Annotated in this window: 20 protein-coding genes; 17 read left to right on the top strand and 3 right to left on the bottom strand. The window is 67.7% G+C overall.

Annotated elements, in window-relative coordinates; all coding sequences use genetic code 11:
• Positions 1-162 precede the first annotated feature (162 nt).
• From KYX69_RS19255 to KYX69_RS19200, 12 genes are all read left to right on the top strand, one after another.
• On the top strand, positions 163-444 hold the full coding sequence (locus tag KYX69_RS19255; protein ID WP_300500395.1) for a hypothetical protein: 282 nt from the start codon (positions 163-165) through the stop codon (positions 442-444).
• Between the two features lie 52 nt (positions 445-496).
• Positions 497-664: a hypothetical protein gene (locus KYX69_RS19250; RefSeq protein WP_300500392.1), complete on the top strand. Its 168-nt coding sequence runs from the start codon at positions 497-499 to the stop codon at positions 662-664.
• Between the two features lie 76 nt (positions 665-740).
• Positions 741-1,565 carry a phytanoyl-CoA dioxygenase family protein gene (locus KYX69_RS19245; RefSeq protein WP_300500390.1) on the top strand — a complete coding sequence of 275 codons (825 nt, stop codon included), beginning with the start codon at positions 741-743 and terminating at the stop codon, positions 1,563-1,565.
• Between the two features lie 9 nt (positions 1,566-1,574).
• Positions 1,575-2,471, top strand: coding sequence for a LysR family transcriptional regulator (locus tag KYX69_RS19240; protein ID WP_300500387.1), 897 nt, complete (start codon positions 1,575-1,577; stop codon positions 2,469-2,471).
• A gap of 149 nt (positions 2,472-2,620) precedes the next feature.
• Entirely contained in the window at positions 2,621-3,838 is a 1,218-nt protein-coding gene (locus tag KYX69_RS19235; protein WP_300500384.1) for an FAD-dependent oxidoreductase, read from the top strand.
• 118 nt (positions 3,839-3,956) lie between these two features.
• Positions 3,957-6,944 carry a TonB-dependent receptor gene (locus KYX69_RS19230; RefSeq protein ID WP_300500381.1) on the top strand — a complete coding sequence of 996 codons (2,988 nt, stop codon included), beginning with the start codon at positions 3,957-3,959 and terminating at the stop codon, positions 6,942-6,944.
• Positions 6,944-8,542 (top strand): amidohydrolase family protein, encoded by a 1,599-nt coding sequence (locus KYX69_RS19225; RefSeq protein ID WP_300500378.1) that lies wholly within the window; start codon positions 6,944-6,946, stop codon positions 8,540-8,542. The genes KYX69_RS19230 and KYX69_RS19225 overlap by 1 nt, the downstream gene beginning before the upstream one ends.
• Positions 8,539-9,840 carry a dicarboxylate/amino acid:cation symporter gene (locus KYX69_RS19220; RefSeq protein ID WP_300500376.1) on the top strand — a complete coding sequence of 434 codons (1,302 nt, stop codon included), beginning with the start codon at positions 8,539-8,541 and terminating at the stop codon, positions 9,838-9,840. Before KYX69_RS19225 ends, KYX69_RS19220 begins: the two co-directional genes overlap by 4 nt.
• A 190-nt stretch (positions 9,841-10,030) precedes the next feature.
• The gene (gene ggt / locus KYX69_RS19215; RefSeq protein ID WP_300500373.1) at positions 10,031-11,749 is read left to right on the top strand and encodes a gamma-glutamyltransferase; all 1,719 of its coding nucleotides are present in this window, start codon (positions 10,031-10,033) and stop codon (positions 11,747-11,749) included.
• Positions 11,746-13,461 carry a gamma-glutamyltransferase family protein gene (locus KYX69_RS19210; RefSeq protein ID WP_300500370.1) on the top strand — a complete coding sequence of 572 codons (1,716 nt, stop codon included), beginning with the start codon at positions 11,746-11,748 and terminating at the stop codon, positions 13,459-13,461. Before ggt ends, KYX69_RS19210 begins: the two co-directional genes overlap by 4 nt.
• 1 nt (position 13,462) lies before the next feature.
• Positions 13,463-14,311, top strand: coding sequence for a dienelactone hydrolase family protein (locus KYX69_RS19205; protein WP_300500367.1), 849 nt, complete (start codon positions 13,463-13,465; stop codon positions 14,309-14,311).
• 190 nt (positions 14,312-14,501) lie between these two features.
• Positions 14,502-15,998, top strand: a complete 1,497-nt coding sequence (locus tag KYX69_RS19200) for an ATP-binding protein (RefSeq protein WP_300500364.1) — start codon at positions 14,502-14,504, stop codon at positions 15,996-15,998.
• Here KYX69_RS19200 and KYX69_RS19195 read toward each other — a convergent pair.
• From KYX69_RS19195 to KYX69_RS19185, 3 genes are all read right to left on the bottom strand, one after another.
• On the bottom strand, positions 15,995-16,147 hold the full coding sequence (locus KYX69_RS19195) for a hypothetical protein (protein ID WP_300500362.1): 153 nt from the start codon (positions 16,145-16,147) through the stop codon (positions 15,995-15,997). The genes KYX69_RS19200 and KYX69_RS19195 overlap by 4 nt on opposite strands.
• Before the next feature lie 239 nt (positions 16,148-16,386).
• Entirely contained in the window at positions 16,387-16,752 is a 366-nt protein-coding gene (locus KYX69_RS19190; protein ID WP_300500359.1) for a hypothetical protein, read from the bottom strand.
• Positions 16,749-17,504, bottom strand: coding sequence for a TlyA family RNA methyltransferase (locus tag KYX69_RS19185; protein WP_300500356.1), 756 nt, complete (start codon positions 17,502-17,504; stop codon positions 16,749-16,751). The genes KYX69_RS19190 and KYX69_RS19185 overlap by 4 nt, the downstream gene beginning before the upstream one ends.
• Before the next feature lie 281 nt (positions 17,505-17,785).
• Here KYX69_RS19185 and KYX69_RS19180 point away from each other — a divergent pair, with 281 nt between their 5' ends.
• The 5 genes from KYX69_RS19180 (at position 17,786) to KYX69_RS19160 (ending at position 22,045) form a co-directional block, all read left to right on the top strand.
• Positions 17,786-18,328: a glycosyl hydrolase 108 family protein gene (locus KYX69_RS19180; protein ID WP_300500353.1), complete on the top strand. Its 543-nt coding sequence runs from the start codon at positions 17,786-17,788 to the stop codon at positions 18,326-18,328.
• 56 nt (positions 18,329-18,384) lie between these two features.
• Entirely contained in the window at positions 18,385-18,798 is a 414-nt protein-coding gene (locus KYX69_RS19175; RefSeq protein WP_300500351.1) for a holin family protein, read from the top strand.
• A 92-nt stretch (positions 18,799-18,890) separates the two neighbouring features.
• A complete protein-coding gene (gene hslV / locus KYX69_RS19170) occupies positions 18,891-19,439 on the top strand; it encodes an ATP-dependent protease subunit HslV (protein ID WP_300500349.1) in 549 nt (182 codons plus the stop codon).
• Between the two features lie 96 nt (positions 19,440-19,535).
• Positions 19,536-20,828 (top strand): ATP-dependent protease ATPase subunit HslU, encoded by a 1,293-nt coding sequence (gene hslU, locus KYX69_RS19165; protein ID WP_300500346.1) that lies wholly within the window; start codon positions 19,536-19,538, stop codon positions 20,826-20,828.
• Positions 20,829-21,034: 206 nt separating this feature from the next.
• On the top strand, positions 21,035-22,045 hold the full coding sequence (locus KYX69_RS19160; protein ID WP_300500344.1) for a hypothetical protein: 1,011 nt from the start codon (positions 21,035-21,037) through the stop codon (positions 22,043-22,045).
• Positions 22,046-22,072 lie beyond the last annotated feature (27 nt).

The following is a 22,072-nucleotide window of genomic DNA, read 5'->3' as shown; positions in this document are numbered from 1 at the left end:
GCCCTCCACGGGCGGCCGACTACAGGCTCGATCTAGGCAAATGGGCGCGCAGAGGCAAGTCTTTTACCCCCTTTTGCAGCAGATTGCGCTTCTCCGGAACGGAACCTAGTTTCGGTTCAGGCGTCCTGCCCCGAACGACCATCGTTTCAGAGAGGAACACGCATGAAAAAGGCCCTTCTTCCGCTCGCCGCGATTGCCGCGCTCGGCCTCGCCGCCTGCAGCGACAAGGCGCAGAACGAAACCGCCGAAGCCGCCGAGGCGATCGGTGCCGACGCCAACGCCACGATGAGCGAAGCTGCCGATGACGTCGAAGCCGCGACCGACGGCGCGCTCAGCACCGCCGAAAACGCCGCCGACCGTGCGGGTGCCGCGATCGAGGAAGGCGCCGACCGCGCCGGCAACGCCGCCGACGCCGCCGAAGACGAGCTCGACAAGAACAATTGATCCGTTGCCGGGGCCGTCGCGCTGACGGCCCCGCGCAGTTCCGGGGGGAACCATGCGCGCCATCATCCTGCTGCCATTCGCTCTGCTCGCCGCGTGCAACGGCACCGACGAGACGACCGGCGTCTCGCCCGACGAGGCCGCGCAGCTCAATGCCGCCGCTGACATGCTCGACGCTAACGCGACCGATCCCGACGCGCAACCGACTGCCACGGCAGAATAACCCACCGCGTCACAGGGTTGACGCACTCCCGATCCAGTGAAAGCCTCGCACGCGTAACGCGTATGCGGAGGCCGCTATGGATCATGTCGCCCAGTATCGCGAACAGGGCTATGCCATTGTTCGTGGCGTCTTTTCACCCGAAGAGGTCGCGCGGATCGGCGCCGCCGTCGATGCCGTCCATGCCGAAGGGGTCGCGCATGGCCGCAGCTTTCGCCACGGCAATCTGTTCTACAATGTTCGCCCCGACGACAGCGGCACCCCGCTCGTCCCGATGGTGCAATGGCCGTCCTACCACAATGCGGTGCTCAACGCTGTCCGGCTCGATCCGCGCTGGGTCGATCTGCTCTCCCCGCTGATCGGCGGCGATCTCAAGCAGATCATCAACCAGCTGCACTGGAAGGCGCCGGGGTCAAAGGGCGATTTCGCCTGGCATCAGGATTCGCGCTTCCGCAAACCCGACGCCGCCTATCGCAACCTCGGCAGCTCCTACATCCAGACCGGCCTCGCCATCGACCCGCACACACGGGCGAGCGGCGCGATGCGGATGATCCCGAACAGCCATCGCAACGGTCCGCTTGCACTCGACACCGAAACCGAGGTGCTCGGGAATGAAATGACCGACGACGCGCTGCGCGCCGCCGGGATCGACCCGGCCAATGTCATCGATCTCGAGCTAGAGCCCGGCGATATCGCGATGTGGAGCCCCTATCTGGTCCATGGATCGGGCCGCAACACCGCCGATCACCAGCGCCGGCTCTACATCAACGGCTATGTCCGCGCGGCCGATTGCGACCGTGGCGAATGGGCGTTCCGCAACGGCCAGCCGGTTCCGCTCGGTCCCGAACCGGCGCTGGTCCATTACGAGGCGCTGCATGAAAACCCCGAACCCCATTATGTCTGACCCGGCCTGATGCGCCTGCGCCAGCTCGAGATTGTCCATGCGGTCTATCAGCACGGCTCGATCAGCGCGGCGGCCCGCGCGCTCGGCGTGTCGCAGCCGTCAGTGTCGAAAACGCTGCACCACGCCGAGGATAATCTCGGCTTCCGCCTGTTCCAGCTGTCGCGCGGCCGCCTGATCCCCACCGACGAAGCCCATTCGCTGATGCGCGAGGCGGGCGACCTGTTCGACCGGCTCGGCACGCTCCAGCTCACCGCGCGCAACCTGTCGCATTCGGGCGGCGGGCATATCCGGTTGGGCATCGTCCCCAGCCTCGCGCTCGACATGGTGCCGCAGGCGATGGCGCTGTTCCGCCGCGACTGGCCGCGCGTGACGTTCGAGGTGCATACCCACCATCATGACGACCTGCTCCGCTCGCTGATCGAGCGCGAACTCGATCTCGCCATCGCCTACACTCCGCCGCCGCACCCCCGTCTGGCGCGCGAGGCGATGGCGGAGGGCGAACTCGTCGTGCAGTATCCCGAAGGCATGTTTCCCGATCCGGGCGCGCGCTTCCCGCTCGAACAGCTCGCCGACCGCGACGTGATCGGTGTCGCCGCCGCCGGCCCGATCGGCGCAGTGCTGACCGAGGCCGCCCGCGCGCGCGGCATCGTGTTTCGCGAAACCGTATCGGTGCAAACCTTCTTCATCGCCGCCCGCCTCGCCCAGCTCGAGCGCGGGGTGACGGTGATCGACGAATTCACCGCCCGCGCCTGGCGCGCGCCGGGCTTCGCCTGGCTACCGACCGATCCGCCGCTGCGCTTCACCATCTCGTGGGTCACGCTGGAAGAGCGCCAGCCCTCGCGCGCGGCCCGCGCTTTCCTGCGCACCTTTCAGCAGGTGCTTGAGGACAACCGGGCCAAACCATAACCTCGGTTTATACCTTGCGCAGCAAATGGGCGGTTTTCGTGCGACCCGCGCACATTAATGTCACAATCCGGGGCGCGATTGGAAGTTCGTCCAATTGCATGCGTGGGGAGATTTCAGCTGACCATCCGCCATCCGGGGCCGAAGACCGCATGACCGCGCCGCGCGAGGTGATCGTGCTGGGCGCGGGCGTGGTCGGCATGGCGACGGCGCTGACGCTGACGGAGCGCGGCCACCGCGTCACCGTGATCGACAGCGCGAAGGGGCCGGGCCTCGGCACCTCCTTCGCCAATGGCGCGCAGCTCAGCTACGGCTATACCGACGCGCTGGCGAGCCCGTCGACGCTGGCGCAGATCCCGCGCGTGCTGCTCGGGCTCGATCGCGCGCTGCGCTTTCACCTGCGGCTCGACCCCGATTTCATCGCCTGGGCCTTCGCCTTTCTGCGCAACGGCAGCGCCGCCCGGTTCCGCGACAACACCGTCGCGGGTCTGGCGCTCGCCGCCCGTTCGCGTACCGCGCTCGCCGGTCTCGCCGCGCGCCATCAGCTCGATTTTGGCCATGGCGCGCCGGGCAAGATCCATATCTACCGCAGCGCGGCGTCCTTCGCCGCAGCGCAGGACATGGCCGCGCTCAAGGCCGCGCATGGCGTCGATCAGGCGATCCTCGACCCCGACGGCGCGGTCGCGGCGGAACCGATGCTCGCCCCGATCCGCAACTCCATCGTCGGCGCGCTGCACACCCGCGACGAAGAGGTCGGCGACCCGCACCGCTTTTGCGTCAGCGCGCATGATGCGCTGCTGCGCGCGGGGGGCAGCTCGATGATGGGGGTCAGTATCGACCGGATCATGGCCAACGGCTCCGGCCCGGCGCTCGTCACCAGCGACGGCGCGCGCGTCGGCGCCGACCGGATCATTCTCGCCGCCGGCACCGGCTCGACCCGCCTCGCCCATCAGCTCGGCGTGCGCCTGCCGATTCAGCCGATGAAGGGCTATTCGATCACCCTGCCCCCCGGCGCCGCCGCGCCCAGTGCCAGCATCACCGATGTTTCCAACCGGGTGGTGTTCGCGCGCATCGGCAACCGCATGCGCATCGCGGGCCTCGCCGAACTGGGTAAGCGGGACACCCGTGTCGAACCGGCGCGGCTGCGCGTGCTGGTCGACAGCGCACGCGCGGCATTGCCTCAGGCTGCCGATTATGACCAAATCGAGTCGAGCTGGGCCGGCCTGCGTCCGATGACCCCGAACTCGCTGCCGATCACCCGGACCATCGCGCCGGGCGTGATCGCGGCGACCGGGCACGGCGCCTTGGGCTGGACCTATGCCGCCGGCAGCGCAGAACGCGTCGCGGAACTCATCGCAGAGGGGAGCTGAAGGCGCACCAGACGCCAAGGCTAAACATAACAGGGAACAGGGAAGACACGACCATGAAGACACTCCGGATCGCCAGCCTGTTGGGGAGCACTCGCTTCTCGCAACCGCCACCGCCGCCATGGCTCAGGAAGCGCCGCAGACCGCCGCCGATGTGCAGGAAGACTCAACCGAGGAAGTCGTCGTCATCGGCTCACAGATCAAGGGCGCGGACGTCGCCGGTGCGCTGCCCGTCACCGTGCTGAATGAGGACGACATCGCCGCCACCGCCGCCACCAGCGGCGATGATCTGTTCCGCTCGATCCCTCAGGCCGGCGACGTCGCCTTCAACGAAAGCCGCGACGCCGGCGGCATCAACGATGCGCGCGGCGACACCGCCTCGATCAACCTGCGCGCGCTCGGCACCGGCAACACGCTCGTCCTGCTCAACGGCCGCCGCATGGTCCTCCACCCCGGCACGCAGAGCGAGAACCTCGTGCCGGTCCAGAGCGTCAACACCAACACCATCCCCGTGCTCGGCGTCCGCCGCGTCGAAGTGCTGCTCGACGGCGCCGCCGCCATCTATGGCTCGGACGCGGTCGCCGGTGTGATCAACACCGTGCTCAAGGACAATTTCCGCGGCCTGCGCACCACCGCCGAAATCGGCTTCACCGAGGATTCGGGGCAGGTCGAGGCGGAATTCGCGTTCGAGTTCGGCCACCGCTTCAACGGCGGCAAGTCGAACATCTCGGTGTTCGGCTCGTACAACCACCGCGACCCGCTCTACGCCCGCGAACGCCGCAACTCGCGCTCGGCTGATCTGCGTCCGCTCGTCGCCGGAACGCCCTTCGCCGGCGACAGCGACTTCGACAACACCTCGGTCGACAGCATCTGGGGCGAATTTCAGCGCCTGACCAACAGCTTCGTCGCATCGACGACGACGGCATCGGTCAACGGCACTTCGCTGACCAGCAGCGGCATCTTCCACATTCAGCCGAACACCAATGACGGCTGCATCGCCGCCACGCCCTATGCCGGCACCTGCTGGGACAACAGCTCGCTGTCGACCGCCTCGACCGACAATAATCTGAAATACGACATCAACGATGTCCGCACGATCATGGGGCGCAACGACCGCATCAACCTGTTCGGCTTCTTCAACCATGAATTCGACAGCGGTCTGGAATTCTTCGCCGAAGCCGGTTGGTATCGCGCCGATTTCCAGTCGCAGCGCGAACAGGACACCGCGCTCGCCAGCCAGCGGCTGATCATCCCCGCCAACGGCTATTACAACCCGTTCGGCCCGACCGGCAGCGCCTTCCGTATCCCGGGCCTCTCCGGCGTCGCCACCACCGGCGTCCCGATCGAGCTGATCGACTATCGCCCGGTCGATGCCGGCCCGCTGGTCGTCAATGTCCGCAACGACACCACCCGATTCCTCGCCGGGTTCCGCGGTGAAGTGCTCGGCTTCGATTTCGACAGCGCCGCGCTCTATTCGCGCGCCCGCACCGCCGATAGCATGCGCACGGTCAGCCTGACCAAGTTCCAGGAGGCGCTCAGCCGCACCGATGCCAGCGCCTACAACCCGTTCAACGGCGGCGATCCGCTCAACCCGGGCCGCTATGACACCACGCCCAACCCGCAAAGCGTGATCGACGGCTTCATGGTCGATATCGGCCGCGTCAGCACGACCGAGCTGGCGATGGCCGATTTCAAGGTGAGCAAGAACGACCTGTTCACCCTGCCCGGCGGCCGCGTCGGCATGGCGGCGGGCGTCGAGTTCCGCCACGAAACCTTCGCCGACGACCGCGATGACCGGCTCGACGGCACGATCCGCTTCGTCGCGCTCGACGGCAGCTCGAACGGCAGCGACACGATGGGCGCCAGCCCGACCCCGGACAGCAGCGGCGCGCGTGACACCATCTCGGGCTTCCTCGAATTCGCAGTGCCCTTGGTCGCGCCGGACATGAACGTGCCGCTGATCCATTCGCTCGACCTGCAGCTCGCCGGTCGCGTCGAATCCTATCAGGGGTTCAGCACGGTCGCGAAGCCCAAGGTTGCGGCATCCTGGTATCCCTTCGCCAACCTCCAGCTGCGCGGCAGCTGGTCGCAGGGCTTCCGCGCGCCGAACCTGCCGCAGCTGTTTGAAAACGGCATTCAGCGGTCGAACACCCGCACCGACTGGGTCAAGTGCGAAGCCGACTTCCGCGCCGGGCGCATCGCCAATTTCGACGCCTGCACGCGCAGCCAGGGCGTGGTCAGCAACCGTTCGGGCAGCCAGAGCCTGACGCCGGAAGAATCCGACAACCTCTCGCTCGGCGGCACCTTCCAGCTCAACATGGGCAAGATGGGTCGCCTGACCTTCACCGCCGATTACTGGGAAATCCGGCAGGATAATGTGATCGGCCTGTTCGGTGACGGCAATGCGCTGATCCTCGACTATCTGCTGCGGCTGCAGGGGTCGTCCAACCCGAACGTCCAGCGCGCCGATCCGACGCCACAGGAAATCACCGACTTCGCCGGCACCGGCATCGCCCCGGTCGGTCGCGTGATCCAGGTGATCGACAATTACACCAACCTCGCCCCGCGTGCGGTGCGCGGCTATGACCTTGGCGTCTATTATCAGGTCAAGGACACCGGCATCGGCGATTTCAGCGCGCGGGTGAACGCCGCCCGTCTGCTCGAATTCTATCAGACGCCGACCCCCGCGGCACAGGCGCTGATCGATGCGCAAGCGGCCGGGACGATCGACGACACCATCGCGATTGCCGGGGCACAGGATATCGTCGAACAGAATGGCCGTCCGAAATGGCGCGCCTCGGCCAGCGTCACTTGGCGCTATAACGGCTTCGGCCTCGGCTATTATGGCAGCTATGTCGGCCCGGTCACCGATACCTCGGCCTCGCTCGCGGACGGCACCCGCTTCCGCGTCGACGACTACATGACCCACAGCCTTTACGCGCAATATGAGGTTGACGGCGGCCCAATGGACAATCTCCGCCTGCGCGTCGGTGCGCGCAACCTGTTCAACACGCTCGCCCCGCTCGCCGATAACAGCAACGCCTATATCGGCGATCTCTACGGCAATCGCGGCCGCCAGATCTATTTCTCGGTCAGCAAGCGGTTCTGATGCGCCTTGCCGTCGCGGCGCTGCTTCTTCTTAGCCCCTCCCCTTCAGGGGAGGGGTTGGGGTGGGGCAGCGCGGCCTCTACCCCCACCTCCCGCACGATCGACCTGGTCATCACCAATGGCCAGGTCATCGACGGCACCGGCACCCCGGCGCGGGTGGCGGAGATCGGCGTGGCCGGCGACCGTATCCTCTATATCGGCCAGCGTCCGCGCGGGATCACCGCGCGGCGCAGCATCGACGCCCGTGGCCTCACCGTCACGCCCGGCTTCATCGACCCGCACACGCATAGCGGCCCCGACGCCCGCGCCCCCGACGCGGCCAGGCGTCAGCTCGCCAATCACCTGCTGCAGGGCGTCACCAGCATCGTCATCGGCAATGACGGCGGCGGTGAGGCTGACATCGCCACCCTGTTTGCGCGCCTCGGCGCCAACCCGACCGGCCCCAATGTCGCGAGCTTCACCGGCTTCGGCACGATCCGGCTTCAGGTCGTCGGCAACCGCGACCGCGCCCCCACCCCCGCCGAACTCGAAACCATGAAGGGCCAGGTCGCCCGCGCGATGTGCGACGGCGCGCTCGGTCTCTCCGCCGGCCTCTATTACGCCCCGCAGAGCTTCGCGCAGACCGGCGAAGTCGCCGCGCTCGCCACCGTCGCGGGCCGCTTCAACGGCATCTACGAAACCCATCTGCGCGACGAAGGCAGCGCCAGTATCGGCCTGATCCCCGCGATCGACGAAGCCATCGCCATCGCCCGCGACGGCAAGCTCCCGCTGCACATCGCGCATATCAAGGCGCTCGGCGCCGACGTGCAGGGCATGGCACCAAAGGTCATCGCCCATATCGCCGCCGCGCAAAAATCCGGCATCACCATCACCGCCGACCAATATCCGTGGGAAGCCTCCAGCACGTCGCTCGCCGCCGCGCTGGTGCCCCGTCGCGCCCAGGACGGCGGAGCGCCCGCGATGGTCGCCAACCTCAAGACGCTCGCCCCCCAGCTGCGCAAGGAGATGGCCGAACAGCTCCGCATCCGCGGCGGCGCCAACGCCATCCTGCTCGTCAGCGGTCCCCACAAGGGCAAGCGCCTCGACGGCCTCGCCACGCAATGGAAACTCGACCCGCTCGACGCCGCCGCACGCATCCTGATCGCCGACCCCGGCACCAGCATCGCCAGCTTCAACATGACCCAACGCGATATCGACGCGTTCGCACGCCAGAGCTGGGTCGTCACCTCCTCCGACGCCACCAACGGCCATCCCCGCCGCATGGGCAGCTTCGCGCGCGGCTGGCGCATGTTCGTGCGCGAGAAAAAGCTGATGCCCCCCGAACGCTTCGTCCAGCGCTCCTCGGCCCAGACCGCGCAGATCCTCGGCCTGCCCGATCGCGGCGTCCTTGCGCCCGGCAAGTTCGCCGACATCGCGATCCTGGACCCAAAAACCTACACCGAACGCGCCACCTATGACCGGCCCGACGAACCCAGCACGGGCGTCCGCTACGTGCTGGTCAATGGCCGCCTAGCCGTGGACAAGGGCCAGCTCACCGGCACCCTTGCCGGCCGCCCGCTCGCCAAACCGCGCCAACCCGAATGGACCTGCCCCGCATGACCGACACGACCCTGTCCGAACCCGCCGAGCGACCCGGCCCGATCAAGCGCGCCTTCGCCTGGTGGTTCGGCATCGCATTGTGGAAGCGCATCCTCGCCGCACTGGTCCTCGGCGCCGCCGTCGGCTTCGTCTGGGGTGAGGGCGCAACCGCGATTGGCTGGATCGGCACGCTCTTCGTCCGCCTGATCCGCATGCTGGTCGTCCCGCTCGTCTTCCTGACGATCGCCTCGGGCGTCGCTGCGCTTGCCGATCCGAAACGCCTCGGCAGCATCGGCGTCAAGACGCTGGCAATGTATGTCTTCACGACGGCCCTCGCGGTCACCACCGGCCTGATCGTCGCGACCCTCATCGCCCCCGGTCTCGGCGCCAGCTTCGCCGGGGCGATCCCCAAGGCGATGGGCACCCCGCCCGACACCGCGCAGATGTTCATGGAGATCATCCCCGACAACCCGATCGGCGCGATGGCAGAGGGCAAGACGCTGGCCGTCATCTTCTTCGCGATCCTCGTCGGCGCGGGCGTGATCGCGGCGGGCAAGGGCGCGGAGCCGGTGCGCCAGCTGCTCAACGCCGGGTCGGAGGTGATGCTCAAGATCGTCGGCTTCGTGATGGAAACCGCGCCCTTCGGCGTGTTCGCGCTGATCGCCGTCGTCATGGGCACCACCGGCCCGTCCAGCTTCCTGGCCGTGCTGAAACTCGGCCTGTGCGTCGTGGTCGGCTCGGCCATCGTAACGCTGCTCATCCACGGCCTGATCGTCGTGCGGCTGATGGCGTGGCTCTCGCCGCTCCCCTTCTTCCGCGGCATTGCCGACGCAATCATGGTCGGCTTCTCGACCTCGTCGAGCAGCGCCACTCTCCCCGTCGCGATCCGCGTCGCCGAGCGCAACCTCGGCGTCTCCCCCCCGGTCGCCTCGACCGTCCTCCCGCTCGGTGCCACCATCGGCATGGACGGCGCGGCGATGTATGTCGCGATGCTCACGCTCTTCTCGGCACAGGCCTTCGGCGTCGATCTCCAGCTCGCCGATTATCTGGTCATCGCCGCCACCACCACCATCGTCGCCATGGGCGTCGCGCCGGTCCCGTCGGGCTCGCTGTTCGTGCTCGCCGCCGTGCTCCACGCGATCGGCATCACACCCGAGCAAACCGCGATCGTCGTCGGCTTCATCCTGCCGTTCGACCGCATCCTCGACATGACCCGCACCATCCCCAACGTCACCTCCGACCTCGCCATCGCCACCGCCGTCGCGCGTTGGGAGGGCGAGATGGATGTCGCCGTGTACAATTCCAAAGACGATGTTTGAGGCAACCCAAATTCCTCCCCCAGCTCGCTGGGGGAGGGGGACCGCCGCCGAAGGCGGTGGTGGAGGGGCGGCCGCGCAGACGGCCGCGAACGCCTCGACAAAATTCCGCCCTCTGCGGGGCGGCCCCTCCGTCAGCGCTGCGCGCTGCCACCTCCCCCAGCAAGCTGGGGGAGGAATGAGAGAGATATCCATGTTCCTGCGCAAACTCACCCTCGCCCTCGCCGCCTTCGGCCTCGCCCTCCCCGCGCCCACGCTGGCACAAAGCCGCCACCTCCTCGAATATCCCTCGATCCACTCTCCCGTCGTCGGCACGCGCGGGATGGTGGTCAGCCAGAACGAGATGGCGAGCAGCGTCGGCGCCCAGATCCTGCGCGACGGCGGCAACGCGGTGGACGCCGCCGTCGCGGTCGCCTTTGCGCTCGCCGTCACCCTGCCGCGCGCGGGCAATGTCGGCGGCGACGGCTTCATCACCGTCTATGACGCCAAGTCGAAACAGGTCCGCGTGATCGACTTCCGCGGCATCGCCCCGCGCGCCGCCACCGCAGCCATGTTCGTGGACAACAAGGGCAAGGAACGCGGCATCGCTTCCTATGGCTATCTCGCCCCCTCGGTCCCGGGCAGCGTCGCCGGCCTCGAGCACGCGCACCGCAAATGGGGCAAGCTCCCCTGGGCCAAGGTGGTCGAACCCGCGCTCCGCCTCGCCCGCGACGGCGTCAAGCTCACCGCCGACGAAGCCTTCGTCTTCGGCTGGGGCCGTGAGCGCCTGAGCAACAGCGTCTCGGGCAAGGCAACCTTCTACAAGCCCGATGGCAGCCTCTATGCCAAGGACGATGTGCTGAAACAGCCCGACCTCGCCTGGACGCTGGGTGAGATCCAGAAGGGCGGCGCCAAGGCCTTCTACACCGGCGAAATCGCCCGCCGCATCGTCGCGGACATGAAGGCAAATGGCGGCCTCATCACGCTGGAGGACCTCGCCGCCTACAAGCCGGTCGAGCGCGACCCGCTGGTCGGCAGCTATCGCGGCTACACCGTCTACACCCCGCCGCCGGCCAGCGCGGGCGGCGCGACGTTGCTCAACATGCTCAACATCCTCGAGCAGTTCGACCTCAAGGCCGCGGGTCAGGGCAGCGCCGCGTCGCTCCACCTGCTCGCCGAAACGATGAAGCTCGCTTATGCCGACCGCTACCGCGTGCTCGGCGACCCCGCCTTCGTCACCGCCCCGGTCAAGGGCTTCACCTCGAAAGCCTATGCCATCGAACGCGCCAAGCTGATCTCGCCCGACAAGGTCATCCCCGGTGCCACCGCCCCGGTCGGCGATCCGCTCAAGTTCGAAAGCCCCTCGACCACCCATCTCTCGGTCGCGGATGCCGATGGCAATGCCGTTTCGCTCACCACCACGCTCGGCTCGGACTTCGGCTCGGGCGTGATGATCGCGCGCACCGGCATCCTGCTCAACAACCAGATGAACAATTTCAGCCATGAACAGGCGTGGGAGGCGCAGCGCACCGGCACCCCGCCCCCGCTCAACGCGATGGCACCGGGCAAGCGCATGCTGTCCACGATGATGCCGACGATCATCTTCAAGGGCGACAAGCCCTGGCTCGTCACCGGCACGCCGGGCGGCAGCGCCATCCCGACCACGGTGGTTCAGGTCGTCGTCAACGCGATCGACTATGGCCTGAACGTCGATGAAGCGACGCACCGCCCGCGCATCTATCAGGGCAACAATGCGTCGTTGCGCGTTGAACCCGGCTTCAACCCCGACACGGTTGCGGCGCTCAAGGCAAAGGGGCATCGCATCACCTCGGACGAAACCATGGGAAGCGCGCACTCGATCATGATTACCGACAATCTCTTCCTCGGCGCTGCCGACCCCCGCCGCCCCGGCGCGAAAGCGATCGAACCATGAAGCTGACCCGCGCCCATTTCCTGCTCGCGCTCGCCGCGACCGGTCTGTCCGCCTGTGCCCCGCGCGGCGCAGTCGAAACCGCCGCCCCCGCGCCCGTGGCGGCGCCCGAACGCCAGGCCTTCGTCGCCGCCGCCCACCCGCTCGCGGTCGAGGCTGGCCTCAACGTCCTGCGCAAGGGCGGCAGCGCAGTCGACGCCGCCGTCGCGGTACAGGCGATGCTCAGCCTGGTGGAACCGCAGAGCAGCGGCCTGGGCGGCGGCGCGTTCATGGTCCGCTATGACGCCAAAACCAAGGCGGTCACCGTCTATGACGGCCGCGAAACCGCACCGGCGGGCGCGACCCCCGACATGCTGATGGGCCCGGACGGCAAGCCGCTCGGCTTCCGCACCGCCGTCCTCTCGGGCCGCGCCACTGGCGTCCCCGGCGTGGTTCGCATGATGGCACTCGCGCAGGGCCAGCACGGCAAGCTCAAATGGCGCGAGCTGTTCACCGACGCGGAGCAGACCGCCGCCAACGGCTTCACCGTCACCGCGCGCCTGGGCCGCTTCATCAACTCGGGCGGGCCCCAGGCGAACACCCCGGACTCGCTCGCCTATTTCCGCAACGCCGATGGCAGCAAGATCAAGACCGGCGACACGCTGCGCAATCCCGCCTATGCCGCCTTCCTCCGCCGCTTGGCCGCGCAAGGCCCGGACGCGATGTACAAGGGCGAAACCGCCCGCCGCATCGTCGCCCGCGTTCGCGAAGGCGATCTCGCCAGCAGCATGACCGAAGCGGACCTCGCCGCCTACAAGCCGGTCGTGCGCGAAGGGCTGTGCAACCCCTATCGCAGCTACATCCTCTGCGCCCCGCCCCCGCCCTCCTCGGGCGTCGGCCTGCTGCAGCTGATGGCGATGATCGAGCGGACCGACATCGGCGCACGCGGTCCCAACGACCCCGTCGCCTGGGTCAAATACGCCGAAGCCAGCCGCCTGATGTATGCCGACCGCGACGCCTATGTCGGCGACATCGCCACCGTCCCGGTCAAGGGCATGCTCGACCCCAGCTATGTCGCCAGCCGCGCCGCGCTGATCGGCGAGCGCGCCGGTCCTGCCCCGCAAGCCGGCACGCCCCCCGGTGCCATCGCCGCGCGCATCGATGCCACCAACGAAGTCGCCGGCACCTCGCACTTCATCGTCATCGACGGTGACGGCAACGCGGTGTCGATGACCACCACGGTCGAAAGCTTCTTCGGCACCGGGCGCATGGTCGACGGCTTCTTCCTCAACAACCAGATGACCGACTTCTCGTTCGTACCGCAGGGTCCGAACGTGATAGCCCCCGGCAAGCGCCCGCGCTCGTCGATGGTCCCCACGGTCATCCTCAACCCCGACCGCAGCCTCGCCGGCGCGATCGGCTCGCCCGGCGGCAACGCGATCCTCGGCTATGTGTCCAAGGCTTTGGTCGGCATGATCGACTGGAAGCTCCCCGTCGCCGACGCCATCGCCCTCCCCAACCTCGTCGCGCGCGGCACCAGCTTCAATGGCGAGGCCGACAAGTTCGCCCCCGCGCTCCACGCCGCGATGGCCGAACGCGGCGTCACCGTGCGCGGCGGCACCGGCGAGGATTCGGGCCTCCACGGCGTCATGATCCGCGACGGCAAATTCGACGGCGGCGCCGACCCCCGCCGCGACGGCGTCGCGAAAACCATCACTTTGCCAGCGAGGAAATAGGATGCGTTTTTCTGTAGCCGCCATCGCCCTGATCATCGCCGCCCCCGTCGCCGCCCAGCAGGTGCAGGTCGAGGAAGTCCAGTTCATCAGCCGCGACGGCAAGACCCAGGTAAAGGGCTATCTCTTCAAACCCGCCCACGCGCCCGCAAAGGCCCCCGCCGTCGTCATGATGCACGGCCGCGGCGGCGCCTACTCATCGCTCGCCAAGGGCAAGTACGACGCCTCCACCCTCGCCTCGCGGCACAAGGCATGGGGCAAATTGCTGGCCGAGAACGGCTATCTCGCGCTGATGGTCGATGACTTCGGCGCGGTCGGCCACCCCACCGGCTTTGCCGCCGGCACCTATGCCGATCGCCCTCCCGAAGTGGACGAAGTCAATTTCCGCCCGCTCCACGCCTATGGCGCGCTGCGCTACCTTCAGTCGCGCCCCGACGTCGTGCCCAACCGCGTCGCCCTGCTCGGCTGGTCCAACGGCGCCAGCGCCACGCTCGCCGCGATGGCCGACGACAAGCCCGGCGACATGCGCAAGATCGGCTTCGCCGCCGGCGTCGCGCTCTACCCCGGCTGCGGCCTCAAGAAGCGCTTCGACAAGACCGGCTACAAACCCTACCACCCCGTCCGCGTGTTCATGGGCACCGCGGACGAGGAAGTCTCACCCAAGCTCTGCGAAACCTTCGTCGCGCGCAGCAAGGGCAACGGCCACGACATTGCCCTGCGCATGTTCGAAGGCGCCACCCACAGCTACGACACCCCCACCAAATCGCGCCAGTCGGTCGAGGCCAACGTGACGGCGAAGGCCGCGACCGAAACCGACATCCTCGCCTTCCTGGCAGAGCGGCTGAAGCGCTAAAATCCTCCCCGGAACGGGGAGGGGGACCGCGCCCGCAGGGCGTGGTGGAGGGGGCCCGAGGCAACGGATTCCGATGCCTCGGGGCCCCTCCACCAGCTTCGCTGGTCCCCCTCCCCGTGCCGGGGAGGATTTTCAAATCCACCGCAACCCCCTTGCCCCCACCCCCCGCCATACGCCAAAGCCCCCAGCGATGACCGCCCGTATCGACATGGGACTCGACAGCGGCGGCAACCCGGTTGCCGTCGATCTGGAGGAGTTGCTCGCCACCCGTCTGCTCGTTCAGGGCAATTCGGGCTCGGGCAAGTCGCATCTGCTGCGCCGCCTGCTCGAAGGCAGCGCCGGTTACGTCCAGCAGGTGGTGGTCGATCCCGAGGGCGATTTCGTCAGCCTGTCGGAAGCCTTTGGCCATATCGCGGTCGACGCCGCCGAATACAGCCTCACCGAACTCGCCCGCCTCGCGCTGCGCGTCCGCGAACATCGCGCGTCGGTGGTCCTCAACCTCGAAGGGCTCGAGATCGACGGCCAGATGCGCGCCGCCGCCGCCTTCCTCTCCGCGCTGTTCGATGCCCCGCGCGAGTTTTGGTACCCCGTCCTCACCGTCGTCGACGAGGCCCAGCTCTTCGCCCCCGCCGCCGCCGGCGAAGTGACCGAGGAAGCCCGCCGCACCTCGCTCGCCGCGATGACCAACCTCATGTGCCGCGGCCGCAAGCGTGGCCTCGCCGGCGTCATCGCCACCCAGCGCCTCGCCAAGCTCGCCAAGAATGTCGCCGCCGAAGCGTCGAACTTCCTGATGGGCCGCACCTTTCTCGACATCGACATGGCCCGCGCCGCCGACCTGCTCGGCATGGACCGGCGTCAGGCCGACACGATCCGCGACCTCGCGCGCGGCGAGTTCCTCGCGCTCGGCCCGGCGATCACCCGCCGCCCGATCAGCGTGCGCATCGGCGCGGTCCAGACCGGGTCCAAGGCGGTGAGCCCCAAGCTCACCCCGCTCCCCACCGCGCCGACGCAAGATATGCGCGACATGCTCTTCGCCCCGCCGACCGAGGACGAAGTGCCACCCCCGCCCCCGCCCGCCCCGGTGCCGATGGCCGACCTGATGCGCGCCGTCGCCACCCCCGCGCCCGCCCCGGTCCCCGACATGCCGGTGCTGGAGGAAGGCGAGCAGGAAGAAATCCGCCGCGCCATCCTCGCCGAGATCGGTGCCGAGGACAGCCGCGCCCCGCTCGCGACGATCTTTCAGGATTATGGCGTCCGCTGCAAAATGCGCGGCGTCGATGCGGGGCTCGACCTGCCCGGTTTCCGCAGCGCGCTCGCGCTCGCCCGTGCCGGCATCACCGATCGCACCGGCTGGGACGACGCCCTCACCCTCGCCGCTTCGCTGCCCGAAGAGATGCTCGCCCCCTTCCTCGGCATCGCCAAGGCCGCGCGCGCGGGCGAACCCTGCCCGTCGGACGCGCGTATCGCCGCGCTCTACGGCACCAGCTCGATGGGCCGCGCCAAGCGCATGATGGCGCATATCGAGGAAAAGGGCCTGATCGTCGCGCGCACCGACCTGTCGGGCAAGCGCAGCGTCAGCCTGCCCCATCTCGGCTGGACTACCGCGCCATCCTGGCCTGATCCCGCCAAGCCCCCGCCCGTCGGCCGCACCGCCGTACGCGCAGCGGAACGGGCCAAGCTGCTTTAGCCCGCCAGCACCAGCCCCACGATCACCAGCACCGCACACGCCCCGATCGCCTCGACATAGGCGCACCAGCGCACCGCCAGTTCAGGCGGCGCCTCCGCCGGCGTCTCGCGAAACAGCTCGGTAGCGGTATCCATTAGCGACATCCGCATCACATCCTCCCCAAAGGAAGCCGCATGCTGCGCCCCGCCCGCGGCGCTGTCCAGTCACAGAATCGTCATACGGGTCCCCCTCTTACCCAGAATGGGGTTCAGGGCATCTCCCCGAAATTGAGATCCCGACAGCCGTTTGCCCTGAGCTTGTCTAAGGGCGCCATCCCGTCCTCACAGAACGCGGGGAGCGTGTCTCGACAAGCTCAGCACAAACGGCCGAGGCAGCACGCACCAGCTAGCTAGGGAACGTGAACAGAACGGACTGCGATGCGTAGAGGATCGAGTCGAACGTCAACATGGAGTGTGAGATCGCTCACCTCCTGATGCTGTGTCGTCAGATCGACAAGCATTTCCCAGTGATCGCCCGACCAACCATAGCAGGACCGCTCCCAAACTGCGGGGTCGAGCGGTGCCAGCGCGTCTCCATAAGCCGCAATGCACTTTTCGATATACTCAGCCGTATCGGCATCGATCGGATCGACGCCAGCGATGCCGGCGGACTGCAAGGAATAGTCCCCCGCGACAAAGGCATCGACGATCCGCACGAAATGGCCCCGAAGTTCTTCCGGAATCGAATGCTGCTGCTCGTCCCGCTCCGGCCTCACGCCACCATCTCCCCCGCCGCCCCGGCCCGCGCCGCGACGAGAAATTCGACATTCCCCTCCGGCCCGGTGATCGGGCTGGTCGTCACCCCAGCAACGCTCCAGCCCAGCCCTTCCAGCCAGCCGACCACCTCGGCGCACACCCGCTCATGCACCGCGGCATCGCGCACCACGCCGCCCTTGCCGACCTCGCCGCGCCCGGCTTCGAACTGCGGCTTGATCAGCGCGACCACCCACGCCCCTTCCCGCACGAACGCGAAGGGCCGCTCCAGCACCTTGGACAGCGCGATGAAGCTCGCATCGCACACCACAATGTCGATCGGCTCCGGGATATGCGTCGGCGTCAGCACCCGCGCGCTGGTCTGTTCATGCACCACCACGCGCTCATCCTGGCGCAGCTTCCACGCCAGCTGATTGGTCCCGCTGTCCACCGCATAGACGCGCACCGCGCCCCGGCTCAGCAGCACATCGGTAAAGCCCCCGGTCGAAGACCCGACATCGAGTCCCACCATGCCCGCCGGGTCGATCCCAAAATGATCCACCCCATGCGCCAGCTTCACCCCGCCGCGCGACACCCAGGGATGGTCGCGCCCCTTGACCGCCAGCGGCGCATCGGGCGCGATCGCCTGCCCGGGCTTGTCCACCCGCTTGTCGCCGCTGAACACCAGCCCCGCCAGGATCAGCGCCTGCGCGCGCGTGCGGCTCTCGGCAAGCCCGCGTTCGACGAGTAGCTGATCGGGTCGTGTCTTGGCCATGGCGGCCCCTCTACCCCAGCCGTCATCCCCGCGAAACACCCATTCCTCCCCCAGCTTGCTGGGGGAGGTGGCAGCGCGCAGCGCTGACGGAGGGGCCGCCGCTGCAAGCGGCGGAATTTTGCCGAGCCGCTTACGGCCGTCTGCGCGGCCGCCCCTCCACCACTCGCTCCGCAAGCGGTCCCCCTCCCCTGAGCAAGCTCATGGAAGGAATAAAGCCGCAATCACCCCTTTCCTACAACGAACCATATAGGTTATCGCGAGTCGGCAAGGAGGAACAAAACATGACCATCGACCAACTCATCGACGACGTGATCGCGCGCGAGGGCGGCTATAGCGACCACCCCGCCGATCGCGGCGGCCCGACCCGCTGGGGCATCACCGAACGCGTCGCCCGCGCCCACGGCTACTCGGGCGACATGCGCGTCTTCCCGCGCAGCGAAGCCGCCGCCATCTACCGCCGCCTCTACTGGCTCCGTCCGCGCTTCGACAAAGTCGCCGAACGCGCGCCCACCCTCGCCGCCGAGCTGTTCGACACCGGCGTCAACATGGGTCCCGCGGTCGCCGCGCGCTTCCTGCAACGCGCACTGAATGGCCTCAACCGCAACGCGCGCGACTATCCCGATATGGGCGTCGATGGCCAGATCGGCCCCATCACCCTCGCCGCGCTCGCCGCGTTCCTCGACACGCGCGGCCCGCCCGGTGAGCGCGTGCTGCTCAAGGCGGTCGAGGCGCTTCAGGGCGAACGCTACATCGCGCTCGCCGAAAGCCGCCCCGCCAACGAAGCCTTTCTCTACGGCTGGCTCGCGAACCGTATCGGTTCGTGAACAGCGCCGATAGTGTAAAGCCAGTGTAAACTTCCACGCCCTTCCGGAGACCCACCATGAGTGTCATTGCCAGCCTGATCGGCCCCATCGCCGGCCTGATCGACAAGATCATCCCCGACCCCAAGGCGCGCGACGCCGCCAAGCTCGAACTGCTCAAGCTGCAAGGCACGCAGGAGATGGAGGCCGTCCGCACCCAGCTCTCGGCCATCGTCGCCGAAGCGCAATCCCCCGACCCCTGGACCAGCCGCGCCCGCCCCAGCTTCCTCTACGTCATGTATGCGCTGCTGCTGTGGGCCATTCCCATGGGCCTGATCGGCGCGGTCCAGCCGGACATGGCCAAGGGGATCGCCGCCGCCATGAACGCCTATCTCACCGGCATCCCGGAATCGCTCTACGCACTCTTCGGCACCGGCTATCTCGGCTACACCGCCGCCCGCCAATGGGGGAAGATCAAGGGCGTGGAGAAGTAGAAGCTGACAGGACGAGGCGCGTTCCGCGTAACTTCGTCAGTTTCGGGCAGGGGTCTTGGCAAGCCCAAGACCCCCTCCCCATATCCCGGCCCATGAGCGACAAGATACAGTGGCACGGCACAACGATCCTTTCCGTGCGCAAGGGCGGCCGCGTGGTCATTGCCGGCGACGGCCAGGTCTCGCAGGGTTCGACCGTGATGAAACCCAATGCCCGCAAGGTCCGCCCGCTGGGCGACGGCAGCGTCATCGCCGGGTTCGCCGGCGCCACCGCCGACGCCTTCACCTTGTTCGAGCGGCTGGAAAGCAAGCTCGAACGCCATCAGGGCCAGCTGCTCCGCGCCGCGGTCGAGCTGGCCAAGGACTGGCGCACCGACAAATTTCTCCGCAACCTCGAAGCGATGCTGATCGTCGCGGACAAGTCGACGACGCTGATCGTCACCGGCAATGGCGACGTGCTGGAGCCGGAGGGCGGGATCGCCGCGATCGGATCGGGCGGAAACTTCGCCCTCGCCGCCGCCCGCGCGCTCAACGATTATGAGCCGGATGCCGAAACCATGTGCCGCAAGGCGATGGCCATCGCCGCCGAGCTGTGCGTTTACACCAACGACCGGCTCACCGTCGAAAGCCTCGACGCGGCGTAATCAAGCGTCGCCCCGGCGCAGGCCGGGGCCGCCATGTGATACGCGAACCCTCTCCCTCTAGCGGCCCCGGCCTTCGCCGGGGCGACGTGGACCAGAATGAACGACCAACTCACCCCCAAAGCCATCGTCGCCGCGCTCGACGCGCATATCATCGGCCAGCGCGACGCCAAGCGCGCGGTCGCCGTCGCGCTGCGCAACCGCTGGCGCCGCCAGCAGCTCAAGGCCGATCTGCGCGACGAAGTGACGCCCAAGAACATCCTGATGATCGGCCCGACCGGCTGCGGCAAGACCGAGATCAGCCGCCGCCTCGCCAAGCTCGCCGACGCCCCGTTCGTAAAGGTCGAGGCGACCAAATTCACCGAAGTCGGCTATGTCGGCCGCGACGTCGAACAGATCGCCCGCGATCTGGTCGAGGAAGCAATCCGCCTCGAAAAGGAACGCCGCCGCGCCGCAGTGAAGGACAAGGCCGAGGCCGCGGCGATGACCCGCCTGCTCGACGCGCTGACCGGCAAGGACAGCTCGCAAGCAACCCGCGAAGCCTTCCGCGAACGCCTCAATCAGGGCCATCTCGACAATACCGAGATCGAGATCGAGGTCGAAGCATCCGGCGGCATGCCCTTCGACATCCCCGGCGCCGGTCCGCAGATGATCAACCTCGGCGAAATGATGAAGGGCCTGGGCGGTCCCCAGCTCAAGCGCCGCAAGATGAACGTCCACGCCGCCTGGGCCAAATTGGTCGAGGAAGAAGCCGACAAGCGCCTCGATCAGGACGACGTCGCCCGCGTCGCACTCGCCGACGCCGAAGCGAACGGCATCGTCTTCCTCGATGAAATCGACAAGATCGCGGTCAGCGACGTGCGCGGCGGCAGCGTCAGCCGCGAAGGCGTGCAGCGCGATCTGCTGCCCCTGATCGAGGGGACCACGGTCGCCACGAAGTACGGCCCGATGAAGACCGACCACATCCTGTTCATCGCGTCGGGCGCGTTCCACGTTGCCAAGCCCAGCGACCTGCTCCCCGAGCTGCAGGGCCGCCTGCCGATCCGCGTCGAGCTGAAAGGCCTGACTGAGGATGACTTCGTCGCGATCCTCTCGGACACCAAGGCGTCGCTGCCCGAACAATATCGCGCGCTGATCGGCACCGAAGGCGTCGATGTGAGCTTCACCGAAGACGGCATCCGCGCCGTCGCCCGCATCGCGGCGGAGGTGAATGGCGAAGTCGAAAATATCGGCGCCCGCCGCCTCCAGACGGTGATGGAAAAGCTGCTCGAAGAAGTGAGCTTCGACGCCGAGGACCGCGCCGGCTCCGAACTCGTGGTCGACGCGGCGTATGTCGAATCGCAACTGGCCAGCATCGCCCGCAACACCGACCTCAGCCGCTACGTGCTTTAGAATCCTCCCCCGCAAGGGGGAGGTGGCGCCGAAGGCGACGGAGGGGGAGGATGCCAGAACGATTGTCGTGCATCCCCCCCTCTCGTCACCCCGGGCTTGACCCGGGGCCCATCTCCCGGACTTTCCTGCAAGCTACCCGCTAAGCTAGGATCGATCGCCGGAGATGGGCCCCCGCTTTCGCGGGGGTGACGACAAGGGGAAGCGCGATGAAATTCTGGCTCACCACTGCCGCGTTCCTCCTCGCCCTCCCCGCCGCAGCCCAGGACCGTCCCCCCTGCCGCGAAGTCGCCGACACCCCCCACATCGCCATCGACCCGCAGGCCGCGACCCAACTCGCCGATATCGGCCTCGACCGCACCGCCATCTTCGCCCGGATGCGCGAAACCTCGATCCCCGAAACCATGGGCTGCTGGGCGATGCCGGTCGGCAATTTCGATTCGATGCTGGTCTCGGTCGGCATGTCGCAATGGAATTACGGCACCGGCAGCTTGCAACCCGTCCTCACCGCCTGGCGCGACAGCTTCCACAGCCGCCGCCGCTTCAAGCGAACCCTGAAGGATCTCGCCCCAACCTACGGCAAGCTGTTCTTCTCGAAAGACTGTCTCAAAACGCCAGTCCGCCAGAAATGCCGCGACGGCATCCTCGCGGCGCACGGCTCGGACGGTAAGCTCACCCCCGTCGCCATCGCCGAACTCACCGCAATCTTCGACCATGACGCGATGCTTCAGGTCCAGACCGACACCTATGTCGCCCTGCTTCTCGAAGTCCGCGCCGAACTCTATCGCCTCTGGCCGACCGGCCCGATCACCGCGCGCAAGGTCCAATGGGCGATCGACACCCGCGTCCAGCAAAAGACGCTCCCCAACGACGAGGACGCCGCCCGCCTCCGCCGCAAACTCGCCGACCTCGCCCCCCAACAGCGCCCACAACGGCTAAAGGCCATGCTCGCCTGGTATCAGGGGCTCAGCGAAGCGGTCGATCAGGACGGCGTCAGCCGCGACTATGCCTGGAACGTCGCGCAATGGACCTGCCTGATCGACACCGGCCAGATCGATGACGAACAGTTCGAACTGCTCCACCTCACCTACCTGCGCAGCCGCACCGCCACCGGCAATGCCGGCCGCTGGCAAGCCCTCACCTTCTCCCGCCGCGCCAAGATCATCCTTGGCACCGGCAGCGTCAGCGGAGTCCGGGACGGCGGGTGCGGCCCCAGCTAATTCCTCCCCCAGCTCGCTGGGGGAGGT

The sequence above is a fragment of the Sphingomonas sp. genome (assembly GCF_030145815.1).
In the GTDB taxonomy this organism is placed as follows: Bacteria; Pseudomonadota; Alphaproteobacteria; order Sphingomonadales; family Sphingomonadaceae; genus Sphingomonas.
The sequence above is the reverse complement of the archived record's forward strand: the minus strand, read 5'-3'. Positions and strand labels throughout refer to the sequence as shown.

What these genes read in the sequence shown, in the direction of transcription:
- KYX69_RS19240 (WP_300500387.1), top strand. Translation starts at nt 1,575, where the DNA reads ATGCGCCTGCGCCAGCTCGAGATTGTCCATGCGGTCTATCAGCACGGC.
- KYX69_RS19180 (WP_300500353.1), top strand. Translation starts at nt 17,786, where the DNA reads ATGACCATCGACCAACTCATCGACGACGTGATCGCGCGCGAGGGCGGC.
- KYX69_RS19200 (WP_300500364.1), top strand. Translation starts at nt 14,502, where the DNA reads ATGACCGCCCGTATCGACATGGGACTCGACAGCGGCGGCAACCCGGTT.
- KYX69_RS19245 (WP_300500390.1), top strand. Translation starts at nt 741, where the DNA reads ATGGATCATGTCGCCCAGTATCGCGAACAGGGCTATGCCATTGTTCGT.
- KYX69_RS19175 (WP_300500351.1), top strand. Translation starts at nt 18,385, where the DNA reads ATGAGTGTCATTGCCAGCCTGATCGGCCCCATCGCCGGCCTGATCGAC.
- KYX69_RS19205 (WP_300500367.1), top strand. Translation starts at nt 13,463, where the DNA reads ATGCGTTTTTCTGTAGCCGCCATCGCCCTGATCATCGCCGCCCCCGTC.
- KYX69_RS19160 (WP_300500344.1), top strand. Translation starts at nt 21,035, where the DNA reads ATGAAATTCTGGCTCACCACTGCCGCGTTCCTCCTCGCCCTCCCCGCC.
- KYX69_RS19255 (WP_300500395.1), top strand. Translation starts at nt 163, where the DNA reads ATGAAAAAGGCCCTTCTTCCGCTCGCCGCGATTGCCGCGCTCGGCCTC.
- KYX69_RS19235 (WP_300500384.1), top strand. Translation starts at nt 2,621, where the DNA reads ATGACCGCGCCGCGCGAGGTGATCGTGCTGGGCGCGGGCGTGGTCGGC.
- KYX69_RS19210 (WP_300500370.1), top strand. Translation starts at nt 11,746, where the DNA reads ATGAAGCTGACCCGCGCCCATTTCCTGCTCGCGCTCGCCGCGACCGGT.
- KYX69_RS19250 (WP_300500392.1), top strand. Translation starts at nt 497, where the DNA reads ATGCGCGCCATCATCCTGCTGCCATTCGCTCTGCTCGCCGCGTGCAAC.
- hslU (WP_300500346.1), top strand. Translation starts at nt 19,536, where the DNA reads ATGAACGACCAACTCACCCCCAAAGCCATCGTCGCCGCGCTCGACGCG.
- KYX69_RS19225 (WP_300500378.1), top strand. Translation starts at nt 6,944, where the DNA reads ATGCGCCTTGCCGTCGCGGCGCTGCTTCTTCTTAGCCCCTCCCCTTCA.
- KYX69_RS19230 (WP_300500381.1), top strand. Translation starts at nt 3,957, where the DNA reads ATGGCTCAGGAAGCGCCGCAGACCGCCGCCGATGTGCAGGAAGACTCA.
- ggt (WP_300500373.1), top strand. Translation starts at nt 10,031, where the DNA reads ATGTTCCTGCGCAAACTCACCCTCGCCCTCGCCGCCTTCGGCCTCGCC.
- KYX69_RS19185 (WP_300500356.1), bottom strand. Translation starts at nt 17,504, where the DNA reads ATGGCCAAGACACGACCCGATCAGCTACTCGTCGAACGCGGGCTTGCC.
- KYX69_RS19220 (WP_300500376.1), top strand. Translation starts at nt 8,539, where the DNA reads ATGACCGACACGACCCTGTCCGAACCCGCCGAGCGACCCGGCCCGATC.
- KYX69_RS19195 (WP_300500362.1), bottom strand. Translation starts at nt 16,147, where the DNA reads ATGCGGATGTCGCTAATGGATACCGCTACCGAGCTGTTTCGCGAGACG.
- hslV (WP_300500349.1), top strand. Translation starts at nt 18,891, where the DNA reads ATGAGCGACAAGATACAGTGGCACGGCACAACGATCCTTTCCGTGCGC.